The organism is Streptomyces solicamelliae, assembly GCF_045348655.1.
Classification (GTDB): domain Bacteria; phylum Actinomycetota; class Actinomycetes; order Streptomycetales; family Streptomycetaceae; genus Streptomyces; species Streptomyces solicamelliae.
The window spans coordinates 267640-292327 of record NZ_CP160404.1 but is presented as its reverse complement, the minus strand read 5'-3'; the positions used below and the strand labels follow the sequence as shown (position 1 = coordinate 292327).

General features: G+C 73.5%; 27 protein-coding genes. 16 read left to right on the top strand and 11 right to left on the bottom strand.

Features of this window, described 5'->3' with window-relative positions; genetic code table 11:
* The first annotated feature begins 32 nt into the window (after nt 1-32).
* Both ABZO31_RS01470 and ABZO31_RS01465 read left to right on the top strand, forming a co-directional pair.
* Nucleotides 33-551, top strand: a complete 519-nt coding sequence (locus tag ABZO31_RS01470) for a hypothetical protein (RefSeq protein ID WP_406858970.1) — start codon at nt 33-35, stop codon at nt 549-551.
* A gap of 11 nt (nt 552-562) precedes the next feature.
* On the top strand, nt 563-814 hold the full coding sequence (locus tag ABZO31_RS01465; protein ID WP_406858969.1) for a hypothetical protein: 252 nt from the start codon (nt 563-565) through the stop codon (nt 812-814).
* On the opposite strand, the gene ABZO31_RS01460 is transcribed toward ABZO31_RS01465, so the two are convergent.
* Entirely contained in the window at nt 811-2070 is a 1260-nt protein-coding gene (locus tag ABZO31_RS01460; protein WP_406858968.1) for an ROK family protein, read from the bottom strand. The two genes, ABZO31_RS01465 and ABZO31_RS01460, sit on opposite strands and share 4 nt — an antisense overlap.
* Before the next feature lie 92 nt (nt 2071-2162).
* The gene (gene xylA, locus ABZO31_RS01455) at nt 2163-3335 is read right to left on the bottom strand and encodes a xylose isomerase (protein WP_406858967.1); all 1173 of its coding nucleotides are present in this window, start codon (nt 3333-3335) and stop codon (nt 2163-2165) included.
* 190 nt (nt 3336-3525) lie between these two features.
* Here xylA and xylB point away from each other — a divergent pair, with 190 nt between their 5' ends.
* Nucleotides 3526-5004: a xylulokinase gene (gene xylB, locus ABZO31_RS01450; RefSeq protein WP_406858966.1), complete on the top strand. Its 1479-nt coding sequence runs from the start codon at nt 3526-3528 to the stop codon at nt 5002-5004.
* Here xylB and ABZO31_RS01445 read toward each other — a convergent pair.
* Together ABZO31_RS01445 and ABZO31_RS01440 are read right to left on the bottom strand one after the other, a co-directional pair.
* Nucleotides 5001-6344 (bottom strand): serine hydrolase domain-containing protein, encoded by a 1344-nt coding sequence (locus ABZO31_RS01445; RefSeq protein ID WP_406858965.1) that lies wholly within the window; start codon nt 6342-6344, stop codon nt 5001-5003. The genes xylB and ABZO31_RS01445 overlap by 4 nt on opposite strands.
* A gap of 199 nt (nt 6345-6543) precedes the next feature.
* Nucleotides 6544-7713, bottom strand: a complete 1170-nt coding sequence (locus tag ABZO31_RS01440; RefSeq protein ID WP_406858964.1) for a winged helix DNA-binding domain-containing protein — start codon at nt 7711-7713, stop codon at nt 6544-6546.
* A 135-nt stretch (nt 7714-7848) separates the two neighbouring features.
* Here ABZO31_RS01440 and ABZO31_RS01435 point away from each other — a divergent pair, with 135 nt between their 5' ends.
* The 6 genes from ABZO31_RS01435 (at nt 7849) to ABZO31_RS01410 (ending at nt 13929) form a co-directional block, all read left to right on the top strand.
* On the top strand, nt 7849-9195 hold the full coding sequence (locus ABZO31_RS01435) for a 6-phospho-beta-glucosidase (RefSeq protein WP_406865230.1): 1347 nt from the start codon (nt 7849-7851) through the stop codon (nt 9193-9195).
* Between the two features lie 158 nt (nt 9196-9353).
* Complete coding sequence (locus ABZO31_RS01430; RefSeq protein WP_406858963.1) at nt 9354-10184, top strand: transporter substrate-binding domain-containing protein; 831 nt, start codon at nt 9354-9356, stop codon at nt 10182-10184.
* A 2-nt stretch (nt 10185-10186) separates the two neighbouring features.
* A complete protein-coding gene (locus tag ABZO31_RS01425; protein ID WP_406858962.1) occupies nt 10187-10975 on the top strand; it encodes an amino acid ABC transporter permease in 789 nt (262 codons plus the stop codon).
* An 8-nt stretch (nt 10976-10983) separates the two neighbouring features.
* Nucleotides 10984-11736 carry an amino acid ABC transporter ATP-binding protein gene (locus ABZO31_RS01420; RefSeq protein ID WP_406858961.1) on the top strand — a complete coding sequence of 251 codons (753 nt, stop codon included), beginning with the start codon at nt 10984-10986 and terminating at the stop codon, nt 11734-11736.
* Between the two features lie 116 nt (nt 11737-11852).
* Entirely contained in the window at nt 11853-12617 is a 765-nt protein-coding gene (locus tag ABZO31_RS01415) for an alpha/beta fold hydrolase (RefSeq protein ID WP_406858960.1), read from the top strand.
* 115 nt (nt 12618-12732) lie between these two features.
* Nucleotides 12733-13929 carry an FAD-dependent monooxygenase gene (locus ABZO31_RS01410; protein WP_406858959.1) on the top strand — a complete coding sequence of 399 codons (1197 nt, stop codon included), beginning with the start codon at nt 12733-12735 and terminating at the stop codon, nt 13927-13929.
* Nucleotides 13930-13945: 16 nt separating this feature from the next.
* Here the strand turns inward: ABZO31_RS01410 and nadE are convergent, their stop codons facing one another.
* Together nadE and ABZO31_RS01400 are read right to left on the bottom strand one after the other, a co-directional pair.
* Nucleotides 13946-14776 (bottom strand): ammonia-dependent NAD(+) synthetase, encoded by an 831-nt coding sequence (gene nadE / locus ABZO31_RS01405; RefSeq protein ID WP_406858958.1) that lies wholly within the window; start codon nt 14774-14776, stop codon nt 13946-13948.
* Between the two features lie 41 nt (nt 14777-14817).
* Nucleotides 14818-15597 carry a tyrosine-protein phosphatase gene (locus tag ABZO31_RS01400; protein WP_406858957.1) on the bottom strand — a complete coding sequence of 260 codons (780 nt, stop codon included), beginning with the start codon at nt 15595-15597 and terminating at the stop codon, nt 14818-14820.
* Nucleotides 15598-15666: 69 nt separating this feature from the next.
* Between ABZO31_RS01400 and ABZO31_RS01395 the strand changes: the two genes are divergently transcribed.
* From ABZO31_RS01395 to ABZO31_RS01365, 7 genes are all read left to right on the top strand, one after another.
* Nucleotides 15667-16857, top strand: a complete 1191-nt coding sequence (locus ABZO31_RS01395; protein WP_406858956.1) for a hypothetical protein — start codon at nt 15667-15669, stop codon at nt 16855-16857.
* Between the two features lie 34 nt (nt 16858-16891).
* On the top strand, nt 16892-17380 hold the full coding sequence (locus ABZO31_RS01390; protein WP_406858955.1) for a GNAT family N-acetyltransferase: 489 nt from the start codon (nt 16892-16894) through the stop codon (nt 17378-17380).
* An 86-nt stretch (nt 17381-17466) separates the two neighbouring features.
* Nucleotides 17467-18084, top strand: a complete 618-nt coding sequence (locus ABZO31_RS01385) for an RDD family protein (RefSeq protein WP_406858954.1) — start codon at nt 17467-17469, stop codon at nt 18082-18084.
* Between the two features lie 83 nt (nt 18085-18167).
* The gene (locus ABZO31_RS01380) at nt 18168-19058 is read left to right on the top strand and encodes an ATP-grasp domain-containing protein (protein WP_406858953.1); all 891 of its coding nucleotides are present in this window, start codon (nt 18168-18170) and stop codon (nt 19056-19058) included.
* A complete protein-coding gene (locus ABZO31_RS01375; RefSeq protein WP_406858952.1) occupies nt 19058-19351 on the top strand; it encodes a glutaredoxin domain-containing protein in 294 nt (97 codons plus the stop codon). The genes ABZO31_RS01380 and ABZO31_RS01375 overlap by 1 nt, the downstream gene beginning before the upstream one ends.
* A gap of 82 nt (nt 19352-19433) precedes the next feature.
* The gene (locus ABZO31_RS01370) at nt 19434-20048 is read left to right on the top strand and encodes a DUF6197 family protein (protein ID WP_406858951.1); all 615 of its coding nucleotides are present in this window, start codon (nt 19434-19436) and stop codon (nt 20046-20048) included.
* A gap of 36 nt (nt 20049-20084) precedes the next feature.
* On the top strand, nt 20085-20441 hold the full coding sequence (locus ABZO31_RS01365) for a hypothetical protein (protein WP_406858950.1): 357 nt from the start codon (nt 20085-20087) through the stop codon (nt 20439-20441).
* Nucleotides 20442-20507: 66 nt separating this feature from the next.
* Here ABZO31_RS01365 and ABZO31_RS01360 read toward each other — a convergent pair whose 3' ends face one another.
* From ABZO31_RS01360 to ABZO31_RS01340, 5 genes are all read right to left on the bottom strand, one after another.
* Nucleotides 20508-21311, bottom strand: coding sequence for an endonuclease I family protein (locus ABZO31_RS01360; protein WP_406858949.1), 804 nt, complete (start codon nt 21309-21311; stop codon nt 20508-20510).
* A 261-nt stretch (nt 21312-21572) separates the two neighbouring features.
* A complete protein-coding gene (locus tag ABZO31_RS01355) occupies nt 21573-22367 on the bottom strand; it encodes a hypothetical protein (RefSeq protein WP_406858948.1) in 795 nt (264 codons plus the stop codon).
* Nucleotides 22367-23668 carry a VWA domain-containing protein gene (locus ABZO31_RS01350; RefSeq protein ID WP_406858947.1) on the bottom strand — a complete coding sequence of 434 codons (1302 nt, stop codon included), beginning with the start codon at nt 23666-23668 and terminating at the stop codon, nt 22367-22369. Before ABZO31_RS01350 ends, ABZO31_RS01355 begins: the two co-directional genes overlap by 1 nt.
* Before the next feature lie 57 nt (nt 23669-23725).
* On the bottom strand, nt 23726-24202 hold the full coding sequence (locus tag ABZO31_RS01345) for a GNAT family N-acetyltransferase (protein ID WP_406858946.1): 477 nt from the start codon (nt 24200-24202) through the stop codon (nt 23726-23728).
* 53 nt (nt 24203-24255) lie between these two features.
* Nucleotides 24256-24420 carry a hypothetical protein gene (locus ABZO31_RS01340; RefSeq protein WP_406858945.1) on the bottom strand — a complete coding sequence of 55 codons (165 nt, stop codon included), beginning with the start codon at nt 24418-24420 and terminating at the stop codon, nt 24256-24258.
* Between the last annotated feature and the right edge of the window lie 268 nt (nt 24421-24688).

Sequence of the window (24688 nt, the reverse complement as noted above, 5' to 3'; positions counted from 1 at the left end):
CCGCGCCGTCGCGTACGGCATGGAGGTGCGTCATGCCGGCGACTCCGCCTCCTCCGGGCTGGGGACCGCGGCCACCGGAGCAGCCCCCGCCGCCCGGTCCGGGCGGGCCCCAGGGCCCTGCCTGGGGCCCGCCACCGCAACCCCCGCCGAAACGGACGAACACCTGTCTCGTCGTCGCCCTGATCCTCGGCGGGCTCGCGGTGCTCGCGGTCGTCGGCATCGTCATCGCCTTCGTGGCCGTCGACGAGACGACGGACCTGCCGGGCGAGGGACGCGAGGACCGGGACGTCCGGATCAGCTCCTGCGAGGTCGACGGTGACACGCGGTGGCCGCACGCCGGGCTCACCGTCACCAATCTGAGCAGCAAGCCCAGCGACTACGCGATCAGCGTCGAGTTCGTGACCGCCTCCGGCACCCGCGTCGCCGAGGCGAACGCCGCCGTGGACAACCTCGCCCCGGACAAGGTCGCGGAGGTGACGGCGCAGAGCCTGACCCAGGTCGACGGCCCCGTCACCTGCAACATCACCGACGTGTTCCGCGTCGCCTCCTGACCGGGCCGAGCGTGAACTCGGCGTGCAGGGTGCTCGACGCGCCGAACCTCGGCTCCGGCTCTCCCCGCTCCACGACGCGCGTCCCCACGCAGGGAACCGGCGACCGGTCCGGTCGTCCGCAAGAGCACCGCCCCGCCGCCGGCGCGGACCGCGGCCGCCCCGGCCGTGCCGACCAGGGCGAGCGCGAGCACACTGCCGCCCACGGCGGCGGCGCGGCGGCGCGCTGCGCCCGCCCGCAGCCTCCTGTGAGCCCGGTCGACTAGCCCTCCACCCGGCCCGGGTCGGCGAACACCTCCTTCACGATGACGCCCGCGGCGCCCCGCACCGCGGCACCGAAGCCGAACACGGAGCCGGTGATCCGGCACAGCGCCGCGTCACCGGCGACGACGCGCGCCCGCAGCTCCCGCACGGTGGCCGGCAGCAGGTACGGCGCGACCGCGGCGAAGTAACCGCCGAGCACGACCACCTCCGGGTTGAGCAGGTTCACCGGCACCGCGAGCCCGGCCCCGAGCCAGCGGCCGATCTCGTCCAGGCCCGCCAGCGTCCGCGGATCGCCCGCCTCGGCCCGGCGCAGCAGCTCGGCGGTCCGCTCCTGGGGATCCCAAGCGGCCGCCGCCTCCCCGCCCTCCGGCAGCGGCAGGTCGGGCGCGGCGGTACGGAGCGCCGCGGGCAGCGCCACCTTCGTCTCCAGACAGCCCGTACGGCCGCAGGCGCAGCGCGCCCCCTCCGGATCGATCTGTACGTGCCCCAGCTCGCCGCTGAACCCGGACGCACCGCGCAGCAGCCGCCCCGCGGCGACGATGCCCGCCCCCAGGCCGACCTCCCCGGTCACGTACACCAGGTCCGCCACGCCGGGATGGGCGAGTTCCCACTCGGCGAGCGCGGCGAGGTTCGCCTCGTTGTCGACCACGACGCCGAGGTCGTCCGGCAGCCCGGCCTCGTCCCGCAGCCGCTCGGCCACGGCCACGTCCGCCCAGTGGAGGTTGGGCGCCGCGTGCACCCGGCCCGTGGCCGCCGCCACCGGACCCGGCACGGCCACACCGATCCCGGCGACCCGGAGCCCGGAGCGTTCGGCGTCCTCGATCAGCTCCACGGCGAGTGCCGCGAGCGCCCGGATCGTCTCGTCGGCGCCGCTCCGCGACGCGTCGTGCACGCGCCGCCGCTCCTGGACCGTCCGCCCGGCCAGGTCCACCGAACAGGCCGCGAGATAGCGTGAGTTGACCTCCAGGCCCAGGGCCGCCACCCGGCGCCCGTCGAGCTCCAGCTGCCGGCCCGGACGGCCCACCGTGCCGTCCTGCCGCAGCTCCGTCTCCCGCACCAGACCACGGTCGAGCAGTTCGCCCACGAGGCTGGAGACCGTGGGCCGCGTCAGACCGGTGCGCCGGGCCACGTCCGCGCGGGAGGCCCGCCCCGACGCGCGGACGTCCCCGAGGACCAGGGCGAGATTGGCGCGCCGCACCGCCACCTGGTCCATGGGGCCGGCCTGGGCGCGGGCCGGCTTGTCGACACTTGAGGACACGGAGGACTCCCTGACGGCTGGGCGAGCGGGTCGTTCTGGTCACCGGGGCCGGCCCTGCGTCGGCCGGTCCCGGTTCCGATTGTCCCGGCCGGTCAGGGGCGGACGCCGAGCAGGTGCTCCAGAGCCAGCTGGTCCAGGCGCTCGAAGGCCATCGAGCGCGCGGCCGCCGCGTCCACGTCGAAGTCCTCGTACGCGGCGCGGTCGGCCAGCAGGCCCACGAGGCCGTCGGCGGCGGTCGGCACGGCGAGCTCGGGCAGCCGTGACGCGGCCAGCGCGGCCACCGCCTCCGGGTCGGAACGGAAGGCCGCGGCGCGCTCCTTGAGGATCAGGTAGTTGCGCATGCAGCTCTTCGCGGACTCCCACACCCCGTCGGCGCCGTCCGTGCGCACCGGCTTGAAGTCGAAGTGGCGCGGGCCCGCGTAGCCCGCCGACTCCAGGAGGTCCACCAGCCAGAACGCCTGGCGCAGGTCGCCCGCCCCGAAGCGGAGGTCCTGGTCGTACTTGATGCCCGACTGGCCGTTCAGGTCGATGTGGAAGAGCTTGTCCGCCCACAGGGCCTGCGCGATGCCGTGCGGGAAGTTCAGCCCCGCCATCTGCTCGTGGCCGGTCTCCGGGTTCACGCCGACCAGCTCGGGCCGCTCCAGGCGCTCGATGAAGGCGAGCGCGTGCCCGATCGTGGGCAGCAGGATGTCGCCGCGCGGCTCGTTCGGCTTCGGCTCGATCGCGAAGCGGAGCACGTAGCCCTGCTCCGTGACGTACTGGCCGAGCAGGTCGAACGCCTCCTTCATGCGATCGAGGGCGACCCGGACGTCCTTGGCCGCACCGGACTCGGCGCCCTCCCGGCCGCCCCAGGCCACGTACACCTCGGCGCCGAGCTCGACGGCGAGGTCGATGTTGCGGAGCGTCTTGCGCAGCGCGAACCGGCGCACGTCCCGGTCGTTGGCGGTGAACGCGCCGTCCTTGAAGACCGGGTGGGTGAAGAGGTTGGTGGTGGCCATGGGGACGGTGAGCCCGGTGCGGTCGAGGGCGGCACGGAACCGCTTGACCGCCGCGTCGCGCTCCGCGTCCGCCGCGCCGAAGGGGATCAGGTCGTCGTCGTGGAAGGTGACGCCGTACGCGCCGAGGGCGGCGAGCCGCTCGACGGACTCGACCGGGTCGAGGGCGGGCCGGGTGGCCTCGCCGAACGGGTCCCGGCCCTGCCAGCCGACGGTCCACAGGCCGAAGGTGAACCGGTCCTCGGGGGTGGGGGAGAAACGCTCGGGCATGGTGTCGCTCCTGACAGCGGCTATTTGTTGTGTATCGAAACTAATAGCCGACGCGGGCGGAGGCGGCAAGCCCCCGACCTTCGATGCGGAATGCGGGGGAATCCGGCCGGACGGGGTTGATGTAGCCTGACCGCGGTTCGTTAATTTGTGTGACTGCTTACCAAATCGATCATCCCCTGTGAGGTATCCGGTGCTGACCCGCCCTGTCGTCGTAGGCGTGGACAGCTCCACGCAGTCCACGAAGACCGTCGTGACGGACGCCGGGACCGGCCGGGTCCTGGCCGTCGGACGCGCCGGCCACACCGTCACCGGCGAGGCCGGCACCCGCGAGAGCGACCCCGAGAGCTGGTGGGACGCCCTGGGCACGTCGCTGCGCGGCGCTCTCGCCACCTCCGGCGTCTCGCCCGCCGACGTCGCCGGCATCGCCGTCGCCGGCCAGCAGCACGGCCTGGTGGTGCTCGACGCCGCCGGCCGCCCGCTGCGCCCCGCGCTGCTGTGGAACGACACACGGTCCGCGCCCCAGGCCGCGGCGCTGACCCGCGCGCTCGGCGGCCCCGCCGCCTGGCTGGAGCGCACCGGTTCCGCACCCGTCGCCTCCATGACGGCCGCCAAGTGGCAGTGGCTGCGGGAGCACGAGCCGGCGACCGCCGACCGGGCCGCCGCGGTGCGGCTGCCGCACGACTTCCTCACCGAGCGCCTCGCCGGGGTGGCGGCGACCGACCCCGGCGACGCCTCCGGCACCTGCTGGTACTCCACCCGCACCGGCGCGTACGACCCGGCGCTGCTCGACCTGATCGGTCTCGATCCGGCCCTGCTGCCCGCCGTCGCCAGGAGCGGCGCGGAGCGCGTGGGCTCCCTGACCGCGACCGCGGCCGGCTTCCTGGGCCTGCGGCCCGGCATCCCCGTCGCCGCGGGCACCGGCGACAACATGGCGGCGGCCGTCGGGCTCGGCCTGGGGGAGACCGGACTGCTCGACCACCCGGTCCTCAGCCTCGGCACGTCCGGCACGGTCTTCGCCGCCACCCGCACCCGGCCCGCCGCGGCCGGGCTCGCCGGCTTCGCCGCCGCCGACGGCACCTACCTCCCGCTCGGCTGCACCCTCAACTGCACGCTCGCGATCGACAGGATCGCGAGTCTCCTCGGCCTCGACCGCGACGACGCCGAACCCGGCGGGGAGACCGTTCTGCTGCCCTACCTCGACGGCGAGCGCAGCCCGGACCTCCCCGGCGCCTCCGGACTGCTCACCGGCCTGCGCCACGCGACGACGCCCCGCCAGATTCTCGGCGCGGCGTACGAGGGCGCGGTGTTCACGCTCCTGCGGGTCCTGGACGACCTGTTCACCGCGACAGGCGCCGACCCGCACGCGCCCGCCGTACGGGAACGCCCGCTGCGGCTGATCGGCGGCGGCGCCAGGGGCCACACCTGGATCGAGACGGTGCGCCGTCTGTCCGGGCGGCCGCTGGTCCTCCCCGAGGGCGAGGAACTCGTCGCCGTCGGGGCCGCCGCCCTGGCCGCGGGAGCGGCCTGGGGCGACGACCCCGTGAAGGTGGCGACCGCGTGGGGCGCGGGCCGTGGGAAGGAACTGCCCGCGCGTGAACGGGACACGGCCACCTGGCTGCGCGTCGGGACGGCTCTCGACGCGTACCGGGAGACGATGCCGACCGGCTAACGGACCGTGGCCGCGCGCAGGTTGAGCCGGTCCTCCGTGACCAGTCCGGGCGCGAACGGCGCCTTGGCCGCCTCCGCGCTCTTCCGGGCCGCCTTCTCGGGCGCGCCGCCGCTCAGGGCGCGGTCCATGTACGCCACCATCGCCGGCGTCACCGGGTCGGGCTTCGGCGTGCCGTTCTCCTCGAAACGCTGGTACTTCATCAGGTTGTAGGCGAGCGCGGTCTGCCGGCTGCCGTCCTCCGTGGACAGCGCCCAGGTGCCCGCGCCGAACACCGCGCCGTCGTGGCCCCAGTACCAGCCGCCGCTCGGCATCTTGAGCGTGTACAGGCCCAGCCCGTACCGCATGGACACCTCCTCGCCCGGCGCCGCGTCGTACGCGGGCACGGTGGTCTTCATCTGCTTCAGCTCGGCCGGGCCGAGGAGCCTGCCGCCGAGGAGCTGCCGGTAGAAGGACGCGAGGTCGGACGGCGTCGACACCATCGCCCCCGCCGCACCGGCCCACGACATGTCGTAGACGCTGTAGTCGCGGGCGGGCTCGATGTACCCGTAGAACGACTCGTACATCTTCGGGTGCGGCCCGGTCAGCCGGGGCGAGGCGGGGAAGTACGTGTGCTTCAGCCCGGCCCGGCGTATGACGTTCCGTGTGATGTACGCCTCGGCGTCCTGCCCCGTCACCTTCTCCAGCACCAGCCCGGCGAGGACGTAGTTGGTGTTCGAGTACACGTGCTTGCCCACCGTCGTCGCGGGCGCGGCCAGGCCGAGGCGGGCCAGCTCCTCGGGCTCGATGTGCCGGAATCGCTGCGCGTCCAGGGCCTTGCCCGGGTCCTCGACGATGCCGGGGAACGCGGGAAGCACATAGTCGCCGATGCCGCTGGTGTGGTTCAGGAGCATCCGCACCGTCACCTGCCGGCCCCGCTCGCCGGGCACCAGCTCCGGGAGGTAGCGGCCGACCGGCGCGTCGAGGTCCAGCCGGCCGCGGGCGGACTGCTGGAGCAGCGCCACGGCCGTGAACGTCTTGGTGATGCTGCCGATCCGGTGCTCCATGTCGGCGCGCATCGGCTGCTTCGTGTCGACGTCCGCGTAACCGGTCGCCCCGCGCCAGCGCGCGTGGCCGTCCCGGACCGCCGTGTGCGCCCCGTACATGCCCGCCTCGTGGAAGGCGTCCAGGGCGGCCCGCAGACCGGCCCGGTCCAGCGGGGCGGTCTCGGCCACCGCGACCGCCGCGGCGGCACGGGCCGGGGCATCGGTCCCGGCCGCCTGCGCGGCCGGCAGCGGACCGAGGGCCAGGGAAGCGAGGGTGACGGCGGCGACGGCCGCGAGGCGTGGACGGGTCAGGCGCATGGAACGGGTCCTGTTCTCGTGGGGAGTGGACTGTCCGTCCATCCTCACCGCGCCGACCGCGCCCGGACCTCCGCCTCCCGGACGATCCGATGCCCGGGTATCCGATGACAAATGTCATGCGGGGGCGGTCATGTGACGAGGTATCAAACGCGCCCGGGAATCGCACTCGCCCGGGGTGTCCAACCCCCCCGGCGACCTGTCAGGCCGTCAGTTCCTTCGTGAGCGGCGCCGGGAACCGGGCCACCATACGGTAGTGCGCCAGCCACTCCTGCAGTGCCGCCGCCCCGGCCTCCACCGCCGCCCGAGCCTCCGCGCCCCGGTCGGACAGCAGCCGCCACGCGATCTCGCCGTCCGCGCGCTGCGCCCACGCCCCGACGATCTCGCCGTTCCACCACACCGTCGGTCCGCCGTTCCCCGCGCTGTCGTACAGCAGGGGGCGGTGCGCCGGGTCGACGTACCAGTCGCGGTGCTTCCAGCCCATCGTCGCCGGGTCCAGACCGGGCAGGAACGCCGCCCAGGGCGCCGCGTCCTCCTGCGCCAGGGTCTCCTCGATGCGGCCGTCCGCGAGGACGAGGCCGGTGCCCTCGGCGAGCTCCGCCTCGGTGGTGGCGATCCGTCCCAGCGCCTCGCGGACCTGCCCGTTCGGCCAGCCCGTCCACCACGCGAGGTCGTCGACCGTGCCCGGCCCGTAGCAGGCCAGCCAGCGGCGGACCAGCTCCGTGCGGGCCTCCGCCGGATCCATCGCCGGCATCTCCGGGGCCACCGAGTAGCGGAACTGGTTCGACGTCCAGCCGCCGAGCGGGCGGCCGCGCCGGATCCGCCCCTCCATCGCCAGGAGCCGCAGCACCCAGCCGCCGACCCGCTGCGTCGCCTGGTACGGCTTGCCCGGCGACAGCACGATCGTCTCCTGCAGCGCCGGCACCTCCGCCGTCAGCTCCACCGCCCCGGCCTCGCCCAGCCGGGTCAGCGCCTCGAGGGCGGCCCGCTCCGCGTTGTTCAGCCAGCGGTCGTTGCGCGCCGGGCCGGTCGCCGCCAGATGCTTCAGGAGCACCGCGCGCTCCCGCTTCGCGATGGCCTCCGAGGTGGAGTGGTGGAAGACCGGCACCAGGTCCGTCGGCACGACGAACAGGGTGCGCCGCATGCAGTGCATCCGCAGCAGCGTCCGGTCCTCGTACAGCGCCCGGTCCACGTCCGCCGGCGAGGGCTCCCGCACCCGCGCCCGTGCCGAGAGGACCACGCTGGCGGCGTCCGTCGCGTGCAGCCCGACCAGCGTCTCGGCCACGTCCTCGACGAGCCCGGCCCGTTCCCGGGGCGCCAGCAGATGACGGTGTCCGAGCAGTCGGCGGCGTTCGGCAGGGGTGATCCGCATGTCTCCAGCCTAGGCTCCGCGGGCGCGCCCGACGCGCCGTCCGCGGCCCCGGCCCCTCGGCGTGTCCGGCGCTCCCGCCCGGCGCGCGGGCCGCGCAGTAGGGTGCACGGTGTGCTTGCCGAACGACGACACCGGGTGACCCTGACCATCCTCGGCGGAGGCGGCTTCCGCGTCCCCCTCGTGTACGGGGCGCTGCTGCGCGACCGGCGCGAGGGCCGGGTCACCCACGTCACCCTGCACGACGTCGACCCGGCCCGGCTCGCCGCCGTCGCCCGGGTCCTCGCCGAGCAGGCGGCGGACGTGCCCGACGCCCCCGAGGTCAGGGTCACCACCGACCTCGACGACGCCCTGCGCGGCACCGACTTCGTGTTCTCCGCGATCCGCGTCGGCGGTCTGGAGGGGCGCGCCGCCGACGAGCGCGTCGCGCTCGCGGAGGGCGTCCTCGGGCAGGAGACGGTCGGCGCCGGAGGTATCGCGTACGGGCTGCGCACCCTGCCCGTCGCCGTGGACATCGCCCGCCGGGTCGCCCGGATCGCCCCGGACGCCTGGGTCATCAACTTCACCAACCCCGCCGGCCTGGTCACCGAGGCCATGGCCCGGCACCTCGGCGACCGCGTCATCGGCATCTGCGACTCGCCCGTCGGACTCGGCCGTCGGCTCGCCCGTGTGCTCGGTGCGGACCCGGAACGGGCCCGCGTCGACTACGCCGGGCTCAACCACCTCGGCTGGGTCCGCGGCCTGTACGTCGACGGCCGCGACGAACTGCCCCGGCTGCTCGCCGACGCGAAGCTGCTCGAATCCTTCGAGGAGGGACGGCTGTTCGGCGCCGAGTGGCTGCGCTCCCTCGGCGCGATCCCCAACGAGTACCTGCACTACTACTACTTCAACCGCGAGGCCGTCCGCGCCTACCAGGAGGCCGAGCAGACCCGCGGCGCGTTCCTGCGCGACCAACAGGCCCGGTTCTACGAGGAGATGGCCGACCCGGCCGCGCCCGCGTGGCGGACCTGGGACCGGACCCGCGCCGAGCGGGAGGCCACGTACATGGCGGAGAACCGGGACGTCGCCGGCGCGGGCGAACGCGCCGAGGACGACCTGGAGTCCGGCGGGTACGAGCAGGTCGCGCTCGCCCTGATGCGGGCGGTCGCGCGGGACGAGCGGACCACGCTGATCCTCAACGTCCGCAACCGCACCACGCTGTCCGGGCTCGACGCGGACGCCGTCGTCGAGGTGCCCTGCGTCGTGGACGCGAACGGCGCCCGGCCGCTGGCCGCGGACCCCCTTCCCTACCATGCCGCCGGGCTCGTCACCGCAGTGAAGGCGGTGGAGCGCGAGGTGATCGCGGCGGCCGGGAGCGGTTCGCGAGCCGCCGCCGTCAAGGCGTTCGCGCTGCACCCGCTGGTCGACTCGCTGGCCGTCGCCCGCCGGCTGCTCGACGGCTACACCGCGGTGCACCCCGGCCTGGCGTACCTCCGCGCGCGGTAAGGGAGTTCGGGGCGCCCGAAGGCGAGCTGACGACAAGTACGGAGAGATCGCGAACGCCCCCTGGCGTTTCCTGATCGACTCCGACATCCTGTGCGTCATTCGCGCGCGCGGACCGTCGCCGATCCGCACCGTTCCGGCTTTCAGCGCAAGGGGAATGCATGAGCTCGCTCCGCCTGTCCTCCCGCCGCTTCGCTGTCATGTCCCTGCCCATCACGCTCGCCGCGTCGCTCACCGCCTGCGGCAGCGGCGACGAAGGGGCCACCGTCAAGGGCGCCAAGCTCGTCAAGACCGGTCAGCTGACCACCTGCACCCATCTCCCGTACGCGCCCTTCCAGTCCGAGCAGGACGGCAAGGTCGTCGGCTTCGACGTCTCCATGGTCGACCTGGTCGCCGAGGACCTCGGCCTGAAGCAGGTCGTCGTCGACAAGTCCTTCGAGACCATCAAGACCGGCGCCGACCTCAACGCGGGCGTCTGCGACGTCGCCGCCGCCGGCATGACGATCACCGACGAGCGCAAGAAGAACCTCGACTTCTCCGTCCCGTACTTCGACGCCACCCAGGCCCTCCTCGCCCGCAAGGGCGTCAGGGCCGCCACCGTCGAGGACATCGTCGCGCAGAAGCTCAAGCTGGGCTCCCAGTCGTCCACCACCGGCGAGGACTTCGCCCGCGAACACGGCGCCGACCCCCAGTCCTTCGAGAGCTCCGACGCCGAACTCAACGGCCTGCGCACCGGCCAGGTCGACGTCATCGTCCAGGACTACCCGGTCGTCCAGAACTGGCTCAAGGACCCCGCCAACGCAGCCAAGTTCGAGATCGTCGGCAACCTCGACACCGGCGAGCAGTACGGCTTCGCCGTGAAGAAGGGCGGCAACCCCGAACTGCTCAAGTTGATCGACAAGGCCATCACCGACGCCAAGGCCGACGGCACGTACAAGAAGATCTACGAGCAGTGGATCGGGCCCATGCCGAACGGCGCCGACGCCTCGTGACCATGTCGCCCCGACGCCGGCGGCGCGTCGTCCGCGCGGTCCAGTACGCCCTCTTCGTCGCGGTCCTCGCGGCCGTGGCCGGGCTGGCCGACTGGCAGCGGCTCCAGGAGCAGTTCCTGGAGCCCGACGTCGCCCGCCGGCTGTTCCCCGACCTGATCACGGTCGCCCTGCTCAACACCGTGGTGTACACGCTCAGCGGTTTCGCCGTCGGCCTCGTGCTCGGCCTCGTCGTCGCCCTGATGCGGCTGTCGTCGGTCGGCCCGTACCGCTGGCTCGCCATGGTGTACATCGAGCTGTTCCGCGGCCTGCCCGCCCTGCTGATCTTCATCTTCGTCGGCGTCGGCGTCCCCCTCGCCTTCCCCGGGCTGCAGTTCCCCGGCGAGACGTACGGGCAGGTGGCCTGCGCGCTCGGCCTGGTGTCCGCGGCGTACATGGCGGAGACCATCCGGGCCGGCATCCAGGCCGTGCCGCGCGGCCAGCTGGAGGCCGCGCGCTCGCTCGGCATGTCGCAGTTCACCGCGATGCGCTCGATCATCATCCCGCAGGCGTTCCGGATCATCGTGCCCCCGCTCACCAACGAACTCGTCCTGCTCTTCAAGGACTCCTCGCTGGTGCTGTTCCTCGGCGTCACCCTCCAGCAGCGCGAACTCACCAAATTCGGCCGGGACCTGGCGAGCACCACCGCCAACACCACCCCGATCTTCGTGGCCGGCCTCTGCTACCTCCTGGTGACCGTGCCGCTCGGCCAGGTGGTCCGCCGGCTCGAGGCCAAGCACGAGAAGGCGAGGTGAGCGGCGTCATGACCGCGGCCATCGAGATCAGGGACCTGCGCAAGTCCTTCGGAGACCACGAGGTGCTGCGCGGCATCGACTTCACCGTCGCCCCCGGCGAGGTCGTCTGCGTCATCGGCCCCTCCGGCTCCGGCAAGTCGACCCTGCTGCGCTGCGTGAACCTCCTGGAGGAACCCACCGCCGGCACCGTCACCGTCGACGGCGTCGACCTCACCGACCCGGACGTCGACCTGGACGCCGTACGCCGCCGCATCGGCATGGTCTTCCAGCAGTTCAACCTGTTCCCGCACCTGAACGTCCTCGAGAACCTGACCATCGCCCAGCGGCGCGTGCTCCACCGGGACAAGGAGCAGGCGGCCGCCGTCGCCCGCGAGAACCTCGCCCGGGTCGGGCTCGCCGACCGGGCCGACAGCTACCCGGCCCAGCTCTCCGGCGGCCAGCAGCAACGCGTCGCCATCGCCCGCGCCCTGTCGATGGGCCCGGGACTGATGCTCTTCGACGAACCCACCAGCGCCCTCGACCCCGAGCTCGTCGGCGACGTGCTCGCGGTGATGCGCGCCCTCGCCGCCGAGGGCATGACGATGCTGGTCGTCACCCACGAGATGGGCTTCGCCCGCGACGTCGCCGACCGGGTCGTCTTCATGGACGACGGCCGCGTCGTCGAGGAGGGACCCCCCGCCCAGGTGCTCGGCGACCCGGCACACGAACGCACCCGGTCCTTCCTCGCCCGCGTCCTGCACACCGGACCCACCGCCCCCTGAGGCGCACGCAGTTCGATTCCGCGCCCCGACGCGCGCTCCCCGGCGCGGTTGACCCGCCCCGGGGAGCCCGCGAGACTCGGCCCCGACGTCGACCACCGCAACCCCAGGGAGCCTTGATGGCAGGTCAGATCCTTCCGCACGACGTACACGGCACCGGTCCCGCCCGGGTGATCGTGCTCCACAACTGGTTCGGCGACCGCTCCAGCTTCGACGCCTACCGCGAACACGCCGACGGCGACGCGCACACCCACGCCTTCCTGGACTGCCGCGGCTACGGCGAGGCGATCGACGCCGACGGCGCGTACACCATGGAGGAGGTCGCCGAGGACGCCCTCGCCGTCGCCGACCACCTCGGCTGGGACGACTTCTCCGTCCTCGGCCACTCCATGGGCGGCAAGGCGGCGCAGTGGATGATGCTCCGGGCCCCCGAGCGGATCCGCTCGATCATCGGCGTCGCGCCCGTGCCCGCCGCCGGCTTCCCCCTCGACGACGCGGCCTGGGAACTGTTCACCGGCGCCACGGACGAACCCGGCCACCGCCGCGCCATCATCGACAACACCACCGGCGGCCGGCACCCCGACCACTGGCTCGACGCCATGGTGCAGCGCTCCCTCAGCCGCTCCTCCAAGGCCGCCTTCCGCGCCTACCTGGACTCCTGGTCCCGCACCGACTTCCACGAGCAGGTCAAGGGCAACCCCACCCCGGTGCTGCTGGTCGCCGGCGCCCACGACCCGGCCCTCGGCGCCGCCACCATGGAGGCCACCTGGCTCCAGTGGTACCCCAACGCCCGCCTCGAGGTCTTCGACGGGGCCGGCCACTACGCGCCCGAGGAGACCCCCGCCGAACTCGCGGCCGCCGTGGAGCGCTTCCTGGCGAACTGACAGGGCGCCCCGGCCCGGCACACCGCACCCCACGGCCGAATGAACCGCCGGCGCGCGACCGGACTGCTACCCTGCGCTGTCAGTCCATCACCAAGTGTCATCGCCAGGAGCATCCTTGAAGGTCGCCTGCGTCGGCGGCGGTCCCGCCGGCCTGTACTTCTCGATCCTCATGAAGCTGCAGGACCCGTCCCACGACATCACCGTGTACGAACGGAACCCCGTCGGCTCGACGTACGGCTGGGGCGTGACGTACTGGGCGGGCCTGCTCGAGAAACTCACCGCGCACGACCCGGAGTCGGCCCGCGCCGTCGCCGAGAGCTCCGTGCGCTGGAGCGACGGCATCGCCCACGTCGACGGCGTCTCCACCACGCACCACGGTGACGAGGGCCACGGCATCGGCCGGCACCGGCTCCTGGACATCCTGACCGACCGCGCCCGATCACTGGGCGTGCGCGTCGAGTTCGAGCACGACCTCGGCCCGGACGACCTGCCCGACGCCGACCTGGTCGTCGCCGCCGACGGCATCAACAGCAAGCTGCGCGAACGGCACGCCGATCACTTCGGCGCCCGCGTCTCCGTCGGCCGCAACGTCTACGCCTGGCTCGGCACCACCCAGGTCTTCGACTCGTTCACCTTCTCCTTCGTCGAGACCGAGCACGGCTGGATCTGGTGCTACGCCTACGGGTTCAGCGGCGACCACAGCACCTGCGTCGTGGAATGCGCCCCCGAGACCTGGAGCGGACTCGGCCTCGACGCGATGAACGAGGCGGACGGACTCGGCGCCCTGGAGAAACTGTTCGCCGACATCCTCGACGGGCACCCCCTCATCGGCCGGGCGCAGACCGGCGACGCCGTGCAGTGGCTCAACTTCCGCACCCTGACCAACGAGACCTGGCACCGCGGCAACCTCGTCCTGCTCGGCGACGCCGCCCACACCACGCACTACTCCATCGGCGCCGGTACGACCCTCGCCCTGGAGGACGCCCTCGCCCTCGCCGAGGCGCTGCGCACCACCACCGAGCTGCCGGCCGCGCTCGCCCGCTACGAGCGGGAACGGCGCGACGCGCTGCTGTCCGTGCAGAGCGCTGCTCGCCACAGCGCCCAGTGGTACGAGAATCTGGCGCGGTACATCCACCTGCCCCCGGCGCAGATGTTCGCCCTGCTCGGCCAGCGGCACTCCCCGCTGCTGCCGTACGTGCCGCCGCAGCTCTACTACCGGCTCGACCGCGCCGTCGAGCGGCTCGACGGACTGCGCCGGATCAAGCGCTGGCTCGGCCCCCGCGTTGCGCGCACCCTGCACGCGCGACGCTGAGTGCCGTCGGCCCGGCTCAGGGCGCGATCGGCAGCTGCCGCTTGTGCTCGGTCAGCCGGTAGCGGCGCTCGATCGTCGCGTAGGCCTCCTCGGAGACCGGCTTGCCCTCCAGGAAGTCGTCGATGTCGTCGTACGTGACGCCCAGCGCGTCCTCGTCCGCCTTGCCCGGGTCCAGGGTCTCCAGGTCCGCGGTCGGGGTCTTCCACACCAGCTCGGCGGGCGCGCCCAGCGCGTCCGCGACGGCGCGCACCCGGCGCTTGGTCAGACCCGTCAGCGGCACCACGTCCGCCGCGCCGTCGCCGAACTTCGTGAAGAAGCCCGACACCGCCTCGGCCGCGTGGTCCGTGCCCACGACCAGGCCGTCGTGGGCGCCGGCCACCGCGTACTGGGCGATCATGCGCTGGCGGGCCTTGATGTTGCCGTGCACGAAGTCCTGGTGGTGCGGGTCCTTGAAGGTCAGCCCGCCCGCGATCGCCGCGTCCAGGGCCGCGTCCGACGCCGGCTTCACGTCCACCGTCATGACCTGGTCGGCCTGGATGAACGACAGCGCGAGCTGCGCGTCCCGCTCGTCCGCCTGCACGCCGTACGGCAGCCGCATCGCGTAGAACGTCGCCTCGTGCCCGGCCGTCCGCGCCCGCTCCACGGCCAGCTGGCACAGCCGGCCCGTGGTCGTGGAGTCGACGCCGCCGCTGATGCCGAGGACCAGCGAGCGCAGCCCGGTCGACGTCAGCCGCTCGGCGAGGAACGCGACCCGGCGCTCGATCTCGGCCGCCGCGTCGAAGACGTCGGCCACCTGGAGTTCTGCGGCGATCTCCTGCTGCACTGCGCTGGGGGCCGGCTGGGTCACGGGTGCTCCTCGGAAGGGTCGGTGGTGGTGCGCCTCCGACTCTATGCGCCCGCCGCGCCCTCCGGCTCCGCCGCCGTGTGACGTGCTTCACGCCCGCCGGTCAGCAGCCGCTCGCGGAGCCGGGCGACCGTCGCGTCGTCGACCCCGACGTGGTCGCGGACGTACGCCTCGACCGAGCCGTACGTCGTCCTCAGGTCGGCCAGGGTGAGCCGGATGATCTCCTCCGGCGCGCGTCCGTACCCCGGCCAGCGCAGCTCGCGGCCGGGGTGGGCGGCCCGCCAGTCGGCGATCAGCCGCTCCGTCGCCAGCTCGGTCAGGGCGAAGTCCGCCGCGACGGTGTCCTCGTCCACCCCGAGCAGCGTCAGGACCAGCGCGGCCAGCAGGCCGGTGCGGTCCTTGCCGGAGGCGCAGTGGAAGACCTGCGGCTCGTCCCCGTCGGCGATGAGCTCCAGGGCCTGCCGCAGCTCCGCCGCCCCGTCGAGGGCGACCTCCCCGTACCGGTCGGCGAGGTAGCGCCACGGGTCGAGTGCCGGATCGATCTCCGCCTGGTCGTACGGCCGGTGCTCGATGCTGAGGTTCGCGTACCCGAGCCCCGCCGCCTCCGGGACCCGGCCCTTGGCCTCGATCTCCCACGGATAGCGCAGGTCGATCACCGTTCGCACGCCCAGTTCCAGGAACCGGTCCCAGTCCGCGCCGCGGAGCTTGCCCAGCGAGTCGGACCGGTACAGCAGGCCCCACCGGACACTGCGGCCGTCGGCGGTCGGATAGCCGCCCAGGTCACGGAAGTTGTGCAGCTGCGAGAAGGCGAGGTGTCGTCTCATTCGATCACCCTAGGGGGGACCACCGGGGTGCGGGGCGGCCGGGTGGGACGGCGTGACTAGGGTGACCCCATGCCTCTCCCCGATGCGTTCACGTCCCTCCTCGCGGAGCCCGCCTTCTGGCCGGTCTACCTCTTCGAGGGCGAGGACGCCGGCCCGTACGAGGACGACGACCGCGACCCCGTGCGCGCCGAGCTCGGGGCCGGCGGGGCGCACCGGCTGGTGCTGGACGTCGACCTCGGCCCGGAGTCCGTGGAGCTGGGGCTCGCGGCCCCAGGCGAGGAGGAGCCCGCCGAGCTCGGCTGGGACGACCGCGCCCACTTCCATCCGCACGTGATGAGCTGGGCCGAGCTCGACCTGCTGGCCCGGGCGTTCGCCCTGCACGACCCCGAGCTGCGGCACCCCGGCCCGGTCCTCGCCCTGCTCGCCCGGTTCGCCTTCCTCACCGGGGACGACGACCCGGACGGCATCGTCCCGTACGTGGACGCCGCCTTCGCCGCTGTCCGCCCGCGCACCGGCCGCGGGGTGCGGCCGGACACCCGGGACTGGTTCGAGGCCCGCGACCTGCGCGACGAGCCCGTGGAGTGGACACCGGCCGGCCCCGGGGGCGTGCCGGCCGTGGTGGCGGGGGAGGACTCGTCGGTGTACTCCCTGCGCACCGCCGACGGGGAGTTCCCCTTCGCCGCCTGGGCCGCCCTGCTCGCCGAGGCCGAGGCGACCGTCGCGGCCGCCGTCCGGCACCCGGCGCTCGCCGACCCCGCCGTCCGCGAGGCGCTGAAGCGCGCCACGGCGCGCGGCGGCCACCGGGCGGCCGCCCCGCTCGCCGACGCCCTGCGCGCCGCGGGCTACACCCACCCCGTCCTGCTGCGCGCGCTCGCCGACCCCGCCGCCCGTGCCGAGGCCGCCTGGGCGGTGGCGACCCTCGCCGGCCTCCCGACCGGGACCGTCGCCAAGCGCTGGTTCGGCCGCAGCCCGCTGGCCGAGGTCAGCTCCTGGACCCTGGAGCTGCGGCTCGAGACCCGCGACCGGGTCGTCGCCGTGGCGGAGGCCCTGGACGGCGCACTCCGCAAGGCCCGGCTCGGCGAGGCCGAGATAGCAGGGAGCGGCGGTGGACACAGAATCCTGGACGTCCTCGTCCGCGACGACCTGGCGCGCGGCCTCACGCTGGTGGCGCAGGCACTCGCCGACCACGAACTGACCCCGGTGGCCCGCCTCCACCACAGCGGTACACCCCACGAACGGATCGAACTCCCGGCGGTTTGACCTGGAGCACGCTCCGAGCCGTACCCTTCCCGCCATGCCCGAACTGCAGCGCCTGCGCGCCGACCACGCCCCCGCCCTGCTGGCCTTCGAGCGGGAGAACCGCGCCTACTTCGCCCGCTCCGTACCCGACCGGGGCGACGCGTACTTCGCCGAGTTCGAGGCCCGGCACCGGGCGCTGCTGGACGAGCAGGAGACCGGGGGGATCCATTTCCACCTGCTCGTCGCCGAGGACGGGGAGGTCCTCGGCCGGGTCAACCTCATCGACGTCGAGGACGGTTCCGCCGAACTCGGCTACCGGATCGCGGAGAAGGCCGCCGGGCGCGGTCTCGCCACCGCCGCCGTCCGACGCCTGGTCGAGCTGGCCCGGACCTCGTACGGGCTCACCCGGCTGACCGCGGAGACCACGCTCGACAACCCCGGTTCGCTCGCCGTGCTCACCCGGATCGGCTTCGTCCCCACCGGCGACCGCGACTTCGACGGCCGCCCCGGGACGTCCTTCGAACTCCTCCTCGACCGCGACTGAGCGCGCGGCGATTGGACAAACGGGTGTTCGTACGGGAACGATGACCGGCCGTCGCGTCCTCGACCCCTGATTGCGAGACCATCGCCGTGAGCTTTGGCGACCCGAACAACCCCTACAACCAGCAGCCGCCGCAGGGTCAGCCGCAGTACGGCTACCCCCAGCAGGCCCCGCAGGGCGTCCCGCCGCAGTACGGGCAGCAGCCGGCCTACGGCCAGCAGCCCCAGTACGGCTACCCGCAGCAGCCGGCCCAGCCGTACGGGGCGTACCCGCCGGCGCCCGCGGCCTTCCCGGAGCTCGCCCACTGGGGCCACCGGGTCGGCGCACACTTCCTGGACGGGCTGATCATCCTCGGTCCGGTGTACGCCCTCATGTTCCTGTCCATCGCCATCAACGACAGCGAGGAGCCGCAGGGTCCGCTGCTCTTCGTCGCCGCGATCTACATGTTCGGTATGGCGTTCTACCAGCTGTACCGGGAGGGCAAGCGCGGCCAGACCATCGGCAAGAAGGTCATGGGCATCCAGCTGCTCCGCGAGCGGGACGGCAGCCCCCTCGGCATCGGGATGGCCCTGCTGCGGAAGATCACCCACATCATCGACTCCCTGGCCTGCTACCTCGGCTGGCTGTGGCCGCTCTGGGACGAGAAGCGGCAGACGTTCGCCGACAAGGTGTGCAACACCGTCGTCATCAAGGTGAACCGGGGCTGACCCGCCGCGCGCAGGAGGCCCGGTCCCGTCGTGCACGGGCCGGGCCTCTCGTCGTGCGCGGGGCCGGGCGTAGAGTCTGGGCCATGCCGCCGTCGCTCCTGTACTGCGCCGATCCGCTCGACGCCCGCCGCACCGACGCCCACTTCGCGGCGGAGGCGCGCGCGGCCCGGGCGCTCGGCGGCACGGTCGCCCTCGTCGACCACGACGCCCTGCTCGCCGGTGACGCGGAGCGGGCCGTGGCCCGCGTCCCCCGGGACCTCGGGCCCTGCTGGTACCGCGGCTGGATGATCCCCGCGGACGGCTACCGGGCCTTCGCCGACGCGCTGGAGCGGCGCGGGGCGTCGCTGCTCGTTACCCCCGAGCGGTACCGCGCGGCGCACGAACTGCCCGGCTGGTACGCGGAGTTCGCCGAACTCACGCCGCCCAGCGCCTGGACCGAGGGGTTCTCCCTCGCGGACGCCGGCGCGCTCGCGCGACGGCTGCCAGCGGGGCCCGGCATCGTCAAGGACTACGTGAAGTCCCGCAAGCACGAGTGGGACGAGGCGTGTTACGTCCCCGACCTCCACGATCCCGCCGGACTCGGCCGGATCGTGGGGCGGTTCGCCGAACTGCAGGGCGAGTGGCTCGCCGGCGGCGTCGTCCTGCGGTCCTTCGAGCCGTACGAGAAGCCCGCCGCCGCCGCGACCGAGCTGAGGCTCTGGTGGCTGGACGGCACGCCCCGGCTGGTCACCCCGCACCCGGACGGCCCCGCCGCGCACGACGCGGACCCGGTGCCGGCCGCGGCACTCGACCGGATCGCCGCCGCGGTGGTCCGGCTCGGCTGCCGCTTCGTCACCACCGACCTGGCGCGCCGCACCGACGGCGCCTGGCGGGTGGTGGAGGTGGGCGACGGCCAGGTCAGCGACGCCCACGCCGCCACCGACCCGGGACTGCTGCCCGGGCTCCTGCTCGACGTCCCGGACGGGGAGGCGTGATGGCCGAGGTGCCGAACAGCGGCGTGGACGCGGACGGTGTCGTCCTGTACTGGCGGCCGCTCTGCACGTACTGCATGAAGCTCCGCTTCCGGCTGCTGTTCAGCGGGCTGCGGGTGACACGGGTGAACATCTGGCGGGACCCGGACGCGGCCGCGTTCGTCCGCTCCGTCGCGAACGGCTTCGAGACCGTGCCGACCGTGACGGTCGAAGGCCGTCCGATGGTCAACCCGTCGATGAGGCAGCTGCGCGAGGCCGTCCGGCAGTACGCGCCGCAGGCGCTGCGCGGCCGCTGATCCGGGGTACGAGCCCCGGGCTCAAGGAAAAAGGCAACGAAACCGACATTCTTCCTAAAAGGAAGTCAATGATGGAGGTCTCGTGCCGACCCCGACCGACACGCTCGACACCCTCGACCGCGAAGCGGTCACCCTGTACGACACCGCGGCCTGGCAGGAACTCGTCGCCCACTGGGACGCCACGGCCCCGGAACCCGCCCCTGCCGCACCTCCGGCCGTCGTCGGCGACTGGCGCGCGCTGCTGTCCGTACCCGTCGACCGGCTCGTCGCCACGGCGCTCGACGCCCTGCCGCCCGCCGCGCCCGCCGAACGCCCCCTGCCGGGCCGGCTCGGCGCGATCCTGCCGGACCGCCTGCACGCCTGGCGCCGCATCGGACAGCCGGACGTCCGGCCGTCCGTCCACCTCGGCCACGCCCGCCGCGTCCTCGTCGAATGGGGCTGGCAGAACCGACCGTACAAGCTCCGCGACACCCGCGGCGCCCGCTGCGTCTGCGGCGCCCTCCTCACCGCCCACCGCCTCGGCTACGGCAGCGCCGACACCATGAACCGGGCCGCCGCCTGGATCGTCACCGAACTCCGCGCCCAGGGCTGGCCGGACCTCATCGGCCCCTGGAACCGCGCCCCCGGCCGCACGGCCGCCGATGCCCTGTCCCTCCTCGACACCACCGCCCTGCGCGCCGCCCGAGCGGGCGAGTGATCCATACTGGCGGTCGTCCCAGGGGAGGGGAATACGATGCGGTGGGGCCTGATGATGGCGGCGGTCCTTCTGGCCGCAGGTGCGACGACCGGGTGCTCGTCCGAGGCCGAGGAGTCGTCGATGGCCGAGGAGTGGCAGCGGGACTACTGCACCAAGTTGGGATCCTGGCAGGACGTCAGGGACGGGCGGATCCGCCCGGGGACCGATCCGGATCCCGCGGCCCTCGGGCGGCTCGCGGTCCTCGCGGCGGGAGTCCTGGAACGCGAGGGAGTCCAGCCGACGGGCGCGCACCTCGTGGACGACACCAAGATGGCACTGCTCGGCGACGCGAAGTCCGAGGGCCGGGCGGTGACGTACTGCGGCGACGCGGGGTTCGAGACCCTCGTCGGCTGACGGCCGGAAACGGCGACGCCGGGCCCCTCCCGCAGCAGGGCCCGGCGCGCGTGTTGCGTAAGACGGCTACCAGATCGCCTCGACCCACTCCGGGTGGTCGATGAACGGGTTGCGGTTGCCCTGGTAGGAGTTGTAGATGACGTCGTTGCGGCGCTTCTCGAAGGCGCTCGGCGGGTCCTGCTCGTTCCACTGCTTCAGGACCGAGAGGCGGCCGTGGAGCGGCACGCTGCCGTTGCTGGTCGACTCGTTGGGCTCCAGGTCGGCCCAGCCGTCGCCGCCCTCGTAGCGGACGGCCATGTACAGGATCATGCGCGCCACGTCGCCCTTGTCGGCGTTGCGCGGCTCGAACGAGTCGGAGTCCGTGTAGCTGCCGCTCGCGCCGCTCACCGGACTGCCGCCGAAGTCCCAGTCCTTGTTGCCGCGGATGCTGTTGACCTGGACGTCGCAGGCGCGCAGGTGGTGCAGGTCCGTGCCAGGGCCGGCGGAGGTGCCGAAGCTGCCGTGCGACTGGGCCCAGGTGTGCTCCCGGTTCCAGTCGCCCACGTCGCCTCCGTTCAGGGACTTGCTGCGGGAGACACCGCTGTACAGCAGGATGACGTTGTTGGTGTTGTTCGGGTCCTGGTCGGTGGCCTTCAGCGCGTTCCAGACCGCGTCGTACGAGATCTTGCTCTGGCTGCGGATGATCGTGTGCAGCGAGGACTTGAGCGTCGGGCCCGTCTTGCCGATCGCGTTCTTGTAGTACGTGTCGTCGTACGGCGTGGTCGCGGCGTTCGCGGGGGCCGCGACGACCGCGGGAAGGGTGAGGGCGACGAGGGCGGCGGACACGGCGGCCAGCGTCGCTTTCCCTCTGCCTATCTGCGCACGGAACATGGGGGGTCCCTCTCTCGGGGGGCGGAACGCGACGGATCGGGCAACCGGCTCTGGTGCGCGATCTACGCGTGTTGATGTGTGCCGCCAGGCAGGGTGACACGCGGACGGGGGCTCCCGCGTAACGAGGAAGCGGTTTTTCTGTGACGTTCTCGCGTACGCGGCCGCGGCCGCGCGTGGCCGGCAACGGTACGGAACGGCCGAGGGCGGCGCACCCGGGCGTTTCCCCCAGGTGCGCCGCCCCCAGGGCCCGCTGTCGTACCGTCAGACGGTCGGCGGCACGTGCGACGGACGGCCGCGGCCGCGCGTGAGCGTGTACCCGGCGACGCCCGCGAGCGCGCCGAGCACGCCGCCCGCGGCGGTCCAGATCCAGCGGTCCGACCACCAGCCGGCCGACCAGTCCTTCGCCAGCGCCCGCTCCTCCTCGCGGGCCGCCGACCCGGCCGGCCCCAGCGGGGCGGCCAGCGCGCCGTCGACCGCGTACGCGCCGCCCGCGTCGGCCGACTCCGCCCGGATCTCCGCCGAGATCGGCTGGCCGTGGTCCTGCTCCGGCAGCCGGGTGACGGTCAGCCGGACGTAATAGCTCCCGGGCAGCGGCTCGTTCGCCCAGGTGTCGGCCCAGGCGCGGACCGGCCGCAGGGTGCACGACAGCTCCACGGAGGCGGCGTCCGTGGCCGCCGTCCGCGTCTGCATGCCGTACATGCAGGGCTGACGGCGGCGCAGCCCGTCGTACACGTCGACCTGCCAGGTCGACGCGCCGTGCCGGGCGGCGGACTCGGGCAGTTTCACGGTGGCGCTGACAGTCGTCCGCTGACCCGCGTCCGCCGGGAACACCCAGTACAGGTAGTCGCCGGCCGAGGCCTCGGCGGTGGCCCGCTGACCCTGCTCGAACGCGGTGGCGGTCCGGAACGTGGTGCCGGCCTCCGTGGGGCCCTGCGTCGTGACGCCGGCGTCCGGGTCGGGGGAGGGGGTCGGGGTGTCCGCCAGGGCCGGGGCGGCCGGGGCGAGCAGGGCGGCGCCCGCGAGGAGCGCGGCCGTCATGAGGCGTCGGGTACGCATCAGTTCGTCCTCCAGACGGCGATCCGCCAGCGTGACACCCAGCCCCAGATCAGGCCGGCGAGGAAGCCGGCGAGCACCAGCACGCCGAGCAGCCACCAGCCGCGGCCGAGGCCGAACGACGCCACGTCGGACGACCGGTCGGGACCGTCGACCAGGTCCACGGTCAGCTCGACCGGCATGCCGGGGGTGGTCTTCACGGACGGCGGGGCGGCGAAGGAGTTCGAGACCTCCAGGCAGACGGTCTCGGCGGCCGGCGCGGGCTCCGTGGCGTCCGTCTCCTCGTCCGGGTCGAAGTCGTAGTCGTCGCTGGGGGCCTTGGGGTAGCGCAGGCCCGTCGAGATGGCGTCGGTGCGGCCGTGGCCGGCCTCCGAGCCGCGGACGATCTCCCGGCCGTGGACGGTCACGGCGCGCAGCATGACGCCGTAGTCGTTGTGCACGGCCCGGTCCGCGGAGACGGTCACCGAGGCGCGCAGCTCCTGGCCGGGCAGGACGGCGATCTTGTACCAGCGGTGCTGGTCGAAGGACGCGCGGTCGGTGTACAGGCCGGCCTTGAGGTCCGGTGCGTCGGTGCACTTGCCGGCGCCCTGGGTGACGACGGGGGTGACGACCGGGTCGGCGGCCCGCTTGACCAACTGCCGCACGCGGCTGGACAGTTCGTCGGTGTGCTCGACGGTGGTGTACGTGCCGCCGGTGGCCTCGGCGATGCAGGTCAGCTGCTGCCGGGTCTTGGCGTCGGGCACGAGGCCGAGGGTGTCGATGACGAGGTGGATGCCCTGCGCGGCGATGTCGCGGGCGACCTGGCAGGGGTCGAGCGGGGCGCAGGTGTCCTCGCCGTCGGTGATGAGCACGATCCGCTTCGTCGCGGTCCCGCCCTTGAGGTCCTCTGCGGCGCCGAGGAGCGCGGGGCCGATCGGCGTCCAGCCGGTGGGCGCGAGGGTGGCCACCGCGGTCTTGGCCTCGGTCCGGTCCAGCGGGCCGACCGGGTAGAGCTGCCGGGTGTCCTTGCAGCCGCGCTTGCGGTCGTCGCCGGGGTAGTCCGCGCCGAGCGTGCGTATGCCGAGCCGGACCTCCTCCGGCACCGCGTCCAGGACCTCGTTGAAGGCCTGCTTCGCGGCGGCCATGCGCGACTGCCCGTCGATGTCGCGGGCCCGCATGGACCCGCTGACGTCGAGGACCAACTCCACCTTGGGGGCTTCCTTGGCGGCCGGCTCGTCGGCGACCGCCCCCACCGGGACGAGCCCGGCGCCCAGGGCGGCGAGCAGGATGCAGACCCGGGCCGCCCATCGTCGTTTCGTGATCACCGGCGGATGGTATTGATGATCGTCCTACAATCCAAAACCGGGTGGGGACAGCAGGCTTCAGGATTCCGTTTCCCCGGGTGCCGCGAGCTCGGGCTCGTCCGCCCAGGTGTTGAGCCCGTCGCGGATCCCGATGACCCGGTGCCGGCCGAAGCCGTCGAAGGCGGGGCCGAGCGGGGCCGTGACGGCCTCCGTCGCGATGCCGGTGCCGTGCGGGTCGGGGTGGAACGCGAAGCCGATCTCCCCGGTGAGCGGCTTCGCGTCCCGCTTGAGCAGTACCTCGCCGACGATGCGTCCCGACGCGTCCTCCACAGCCAGGTCGAGCCGGTCCCCGGGCTCGGCCGGCGCCGCGCCGGCGATTGCGCGGCGGAGGGTGTCGGCGGTCGTCTCCCGCGTGTGGGGTTCGTGGGGCAGGTACCGTGCGACCTCGGGCAACGAGCGGTGCGCGTGGATCGCGTCGAGATCGCCGGCGCGTACCGGCCGCAGCGCGAGCCGCTGCGTGCGCAGCGGGTACGGCGGGCGGTCGGGGCCGGTCATGGGTCTCCTCCGGCGGTCGACGATCCGTCATCCGTGCGCAGGGCGGGCCGCCGTCAGTGGTGCTGCCCCTCCGCGGGCCGGCCCAGAGGCGGAAGGACCATCACCCGTCCCAGCTCCGCCTGGATCTGTTCGGCGGCTCTGCGTACCTCCGCGGGGACGTCACCGCGCTCCTTGACGAGGCGGTAGTAGATCGGGGCGCTGGACTCGAGCGTGTTCATGTCTGGGCGCACTTCCTGAGCAGCGACCGACCCTTGCCGGCCGGTCCGGAGGACCGCGAGTCTACGGGTCCGCACAGACACTCCCCGAACTGGTTTCCATATCGGTTCATACCTCGCCCCGTGGACAGCAGCCCGAGGCGACGCCCATACGAATATGCCGGCCCGTCAGACCTGGCCCCGGCCACGCGTGATGCCGGCGGCCGCCCCGTGCCGGCCGCGGGGGAGGTCGGGTTCGGCCGGGGCGACGGCGGGCTGTGGACCGTGAAGG

Coding starts and splice junctions, on each gene's coding strand:
- ABZO31_RS01380 (WP_406858953.1), top strand. CDS start 18,168: ATGCCGCCGTCGCTCCTGTACTGCGCCGATCCGCTCGACGCCCGCCGC.
- ABZO31_RS01425 (WP_406858962.1), top strand. CDS start 10,187: ATGTCGCCCCGACGCCGGCGGCGCGTCGTCCGCGCGGTCCAGTACGCC.
- xylA (WP_406858967.1), bottom strand. CDS start 3,335: ATGCCCGAGCGTTTCTCCCCCACCCCCGAGGACCGGTTCACCTTCGGC.
- ABZO31_RS01365 (WP_406858950.1), top strand. CDS start 20,085: ATGCGGTGGGGCCTGATGATGGCGGCGGTCCTTCTGGCCGCAGGTGCG.
- ABZO31_RS01395 (WP_406858956.1), top strand. CDS start 15,667: ATGCCTCTCCCCGATGCGTTCACGTCCCTCCTCGCGGAGCCCGCCTTC.
- ABZO31_RS01390 (WP_406858955.1), top strand. CDS start 16,892: ATGCCCGAACTGCAGCGCCTGCGCGCCGACCACGCCCCCGCCCTGCTG.
- ABZO31_RS01440 (WP_406858964.1), bottom strand. CDS start 7,713: ATGCGGATCACCCCTGCCGAACGCCGCCGACTGCTCGGACACCGTCAT.
- ABZO31_RS01345 (WP_406858946.1), bottom strand. CDS start 24,202: ATGACCGGCCCCGACCGCCCGCCGTACCCGCTGCGCACGCAGCGGCTC.
- ABZO31_RS01430 (WP_406858963.1), top strand. CDS start 9,354: ATGAGCTCGCTCCGCCTGTCCTCCCGCCGCTTCGCTGTCATGTCCCTG.
- ABZO31_RS01355 (WP_406858948.1), bottom strand. CDS start 22,367: ATGCGTACCCGACGCCTCATGACGGCCGCGCTCCTCGCGGGCGCCGCC.
- ABZO31_RS01415 (WP_406858960.1), top strand. CDS start 11,853: ATGGCAGGTCAGATCCTTCCGCACGACGTACACGGCACCGGTCCCGCC.
- ABZO31_RS01375 (WP_406858952.1), top strand. CDS start 19,058: ATGGCCGAGGTGCCGAACAGCGGCGTGGACGCGGACGGTGTCGTCCTG.
- ABZO31_RS01360 (WP_406858949.1), bottom strand. CDS start 21,311: ATGTTCCGTGCGCAGATAGGCAGAGGGAAAGCGACGCTGGCCGCCGTG.
- ABZO31_RS01470 (WP_406858970.1), top strand. CDS start 33: ATGCCGGCGACTCCGCCTCCTCCGGGCTGGGGACCGCGGCCACCGGAG.
- ABZO31_RS01445 (WP_406858965.1), bottom strand. CDS start 6,344: ATGCGCCTGACCCGTCCACGCCTCGCGGCCGTCGCCGCCGTCACCCTC.
- ABZO31_RS01420 (WP_406858961.1), top strand. CDS start 10,984: ATGACCGCGGCCATCGAGATCAGGGACCTGCGCAAGTCCTTCGGAGAC.
- ABZO31_RS01400 (WP_406858957.1), bottom strand. CDS start 15,597: ATGAGACGACACCTCGCCTTCTCGCAGCTGCACAACTTCCGTGACCTG.
- ABZO31_RS01340 (WP_406858945.1), bottom strand. CDS start 24,420: ATGAACACGCTCGAGTCCAGCGCCCCGATCTACTACCGCCTCGTCAAG.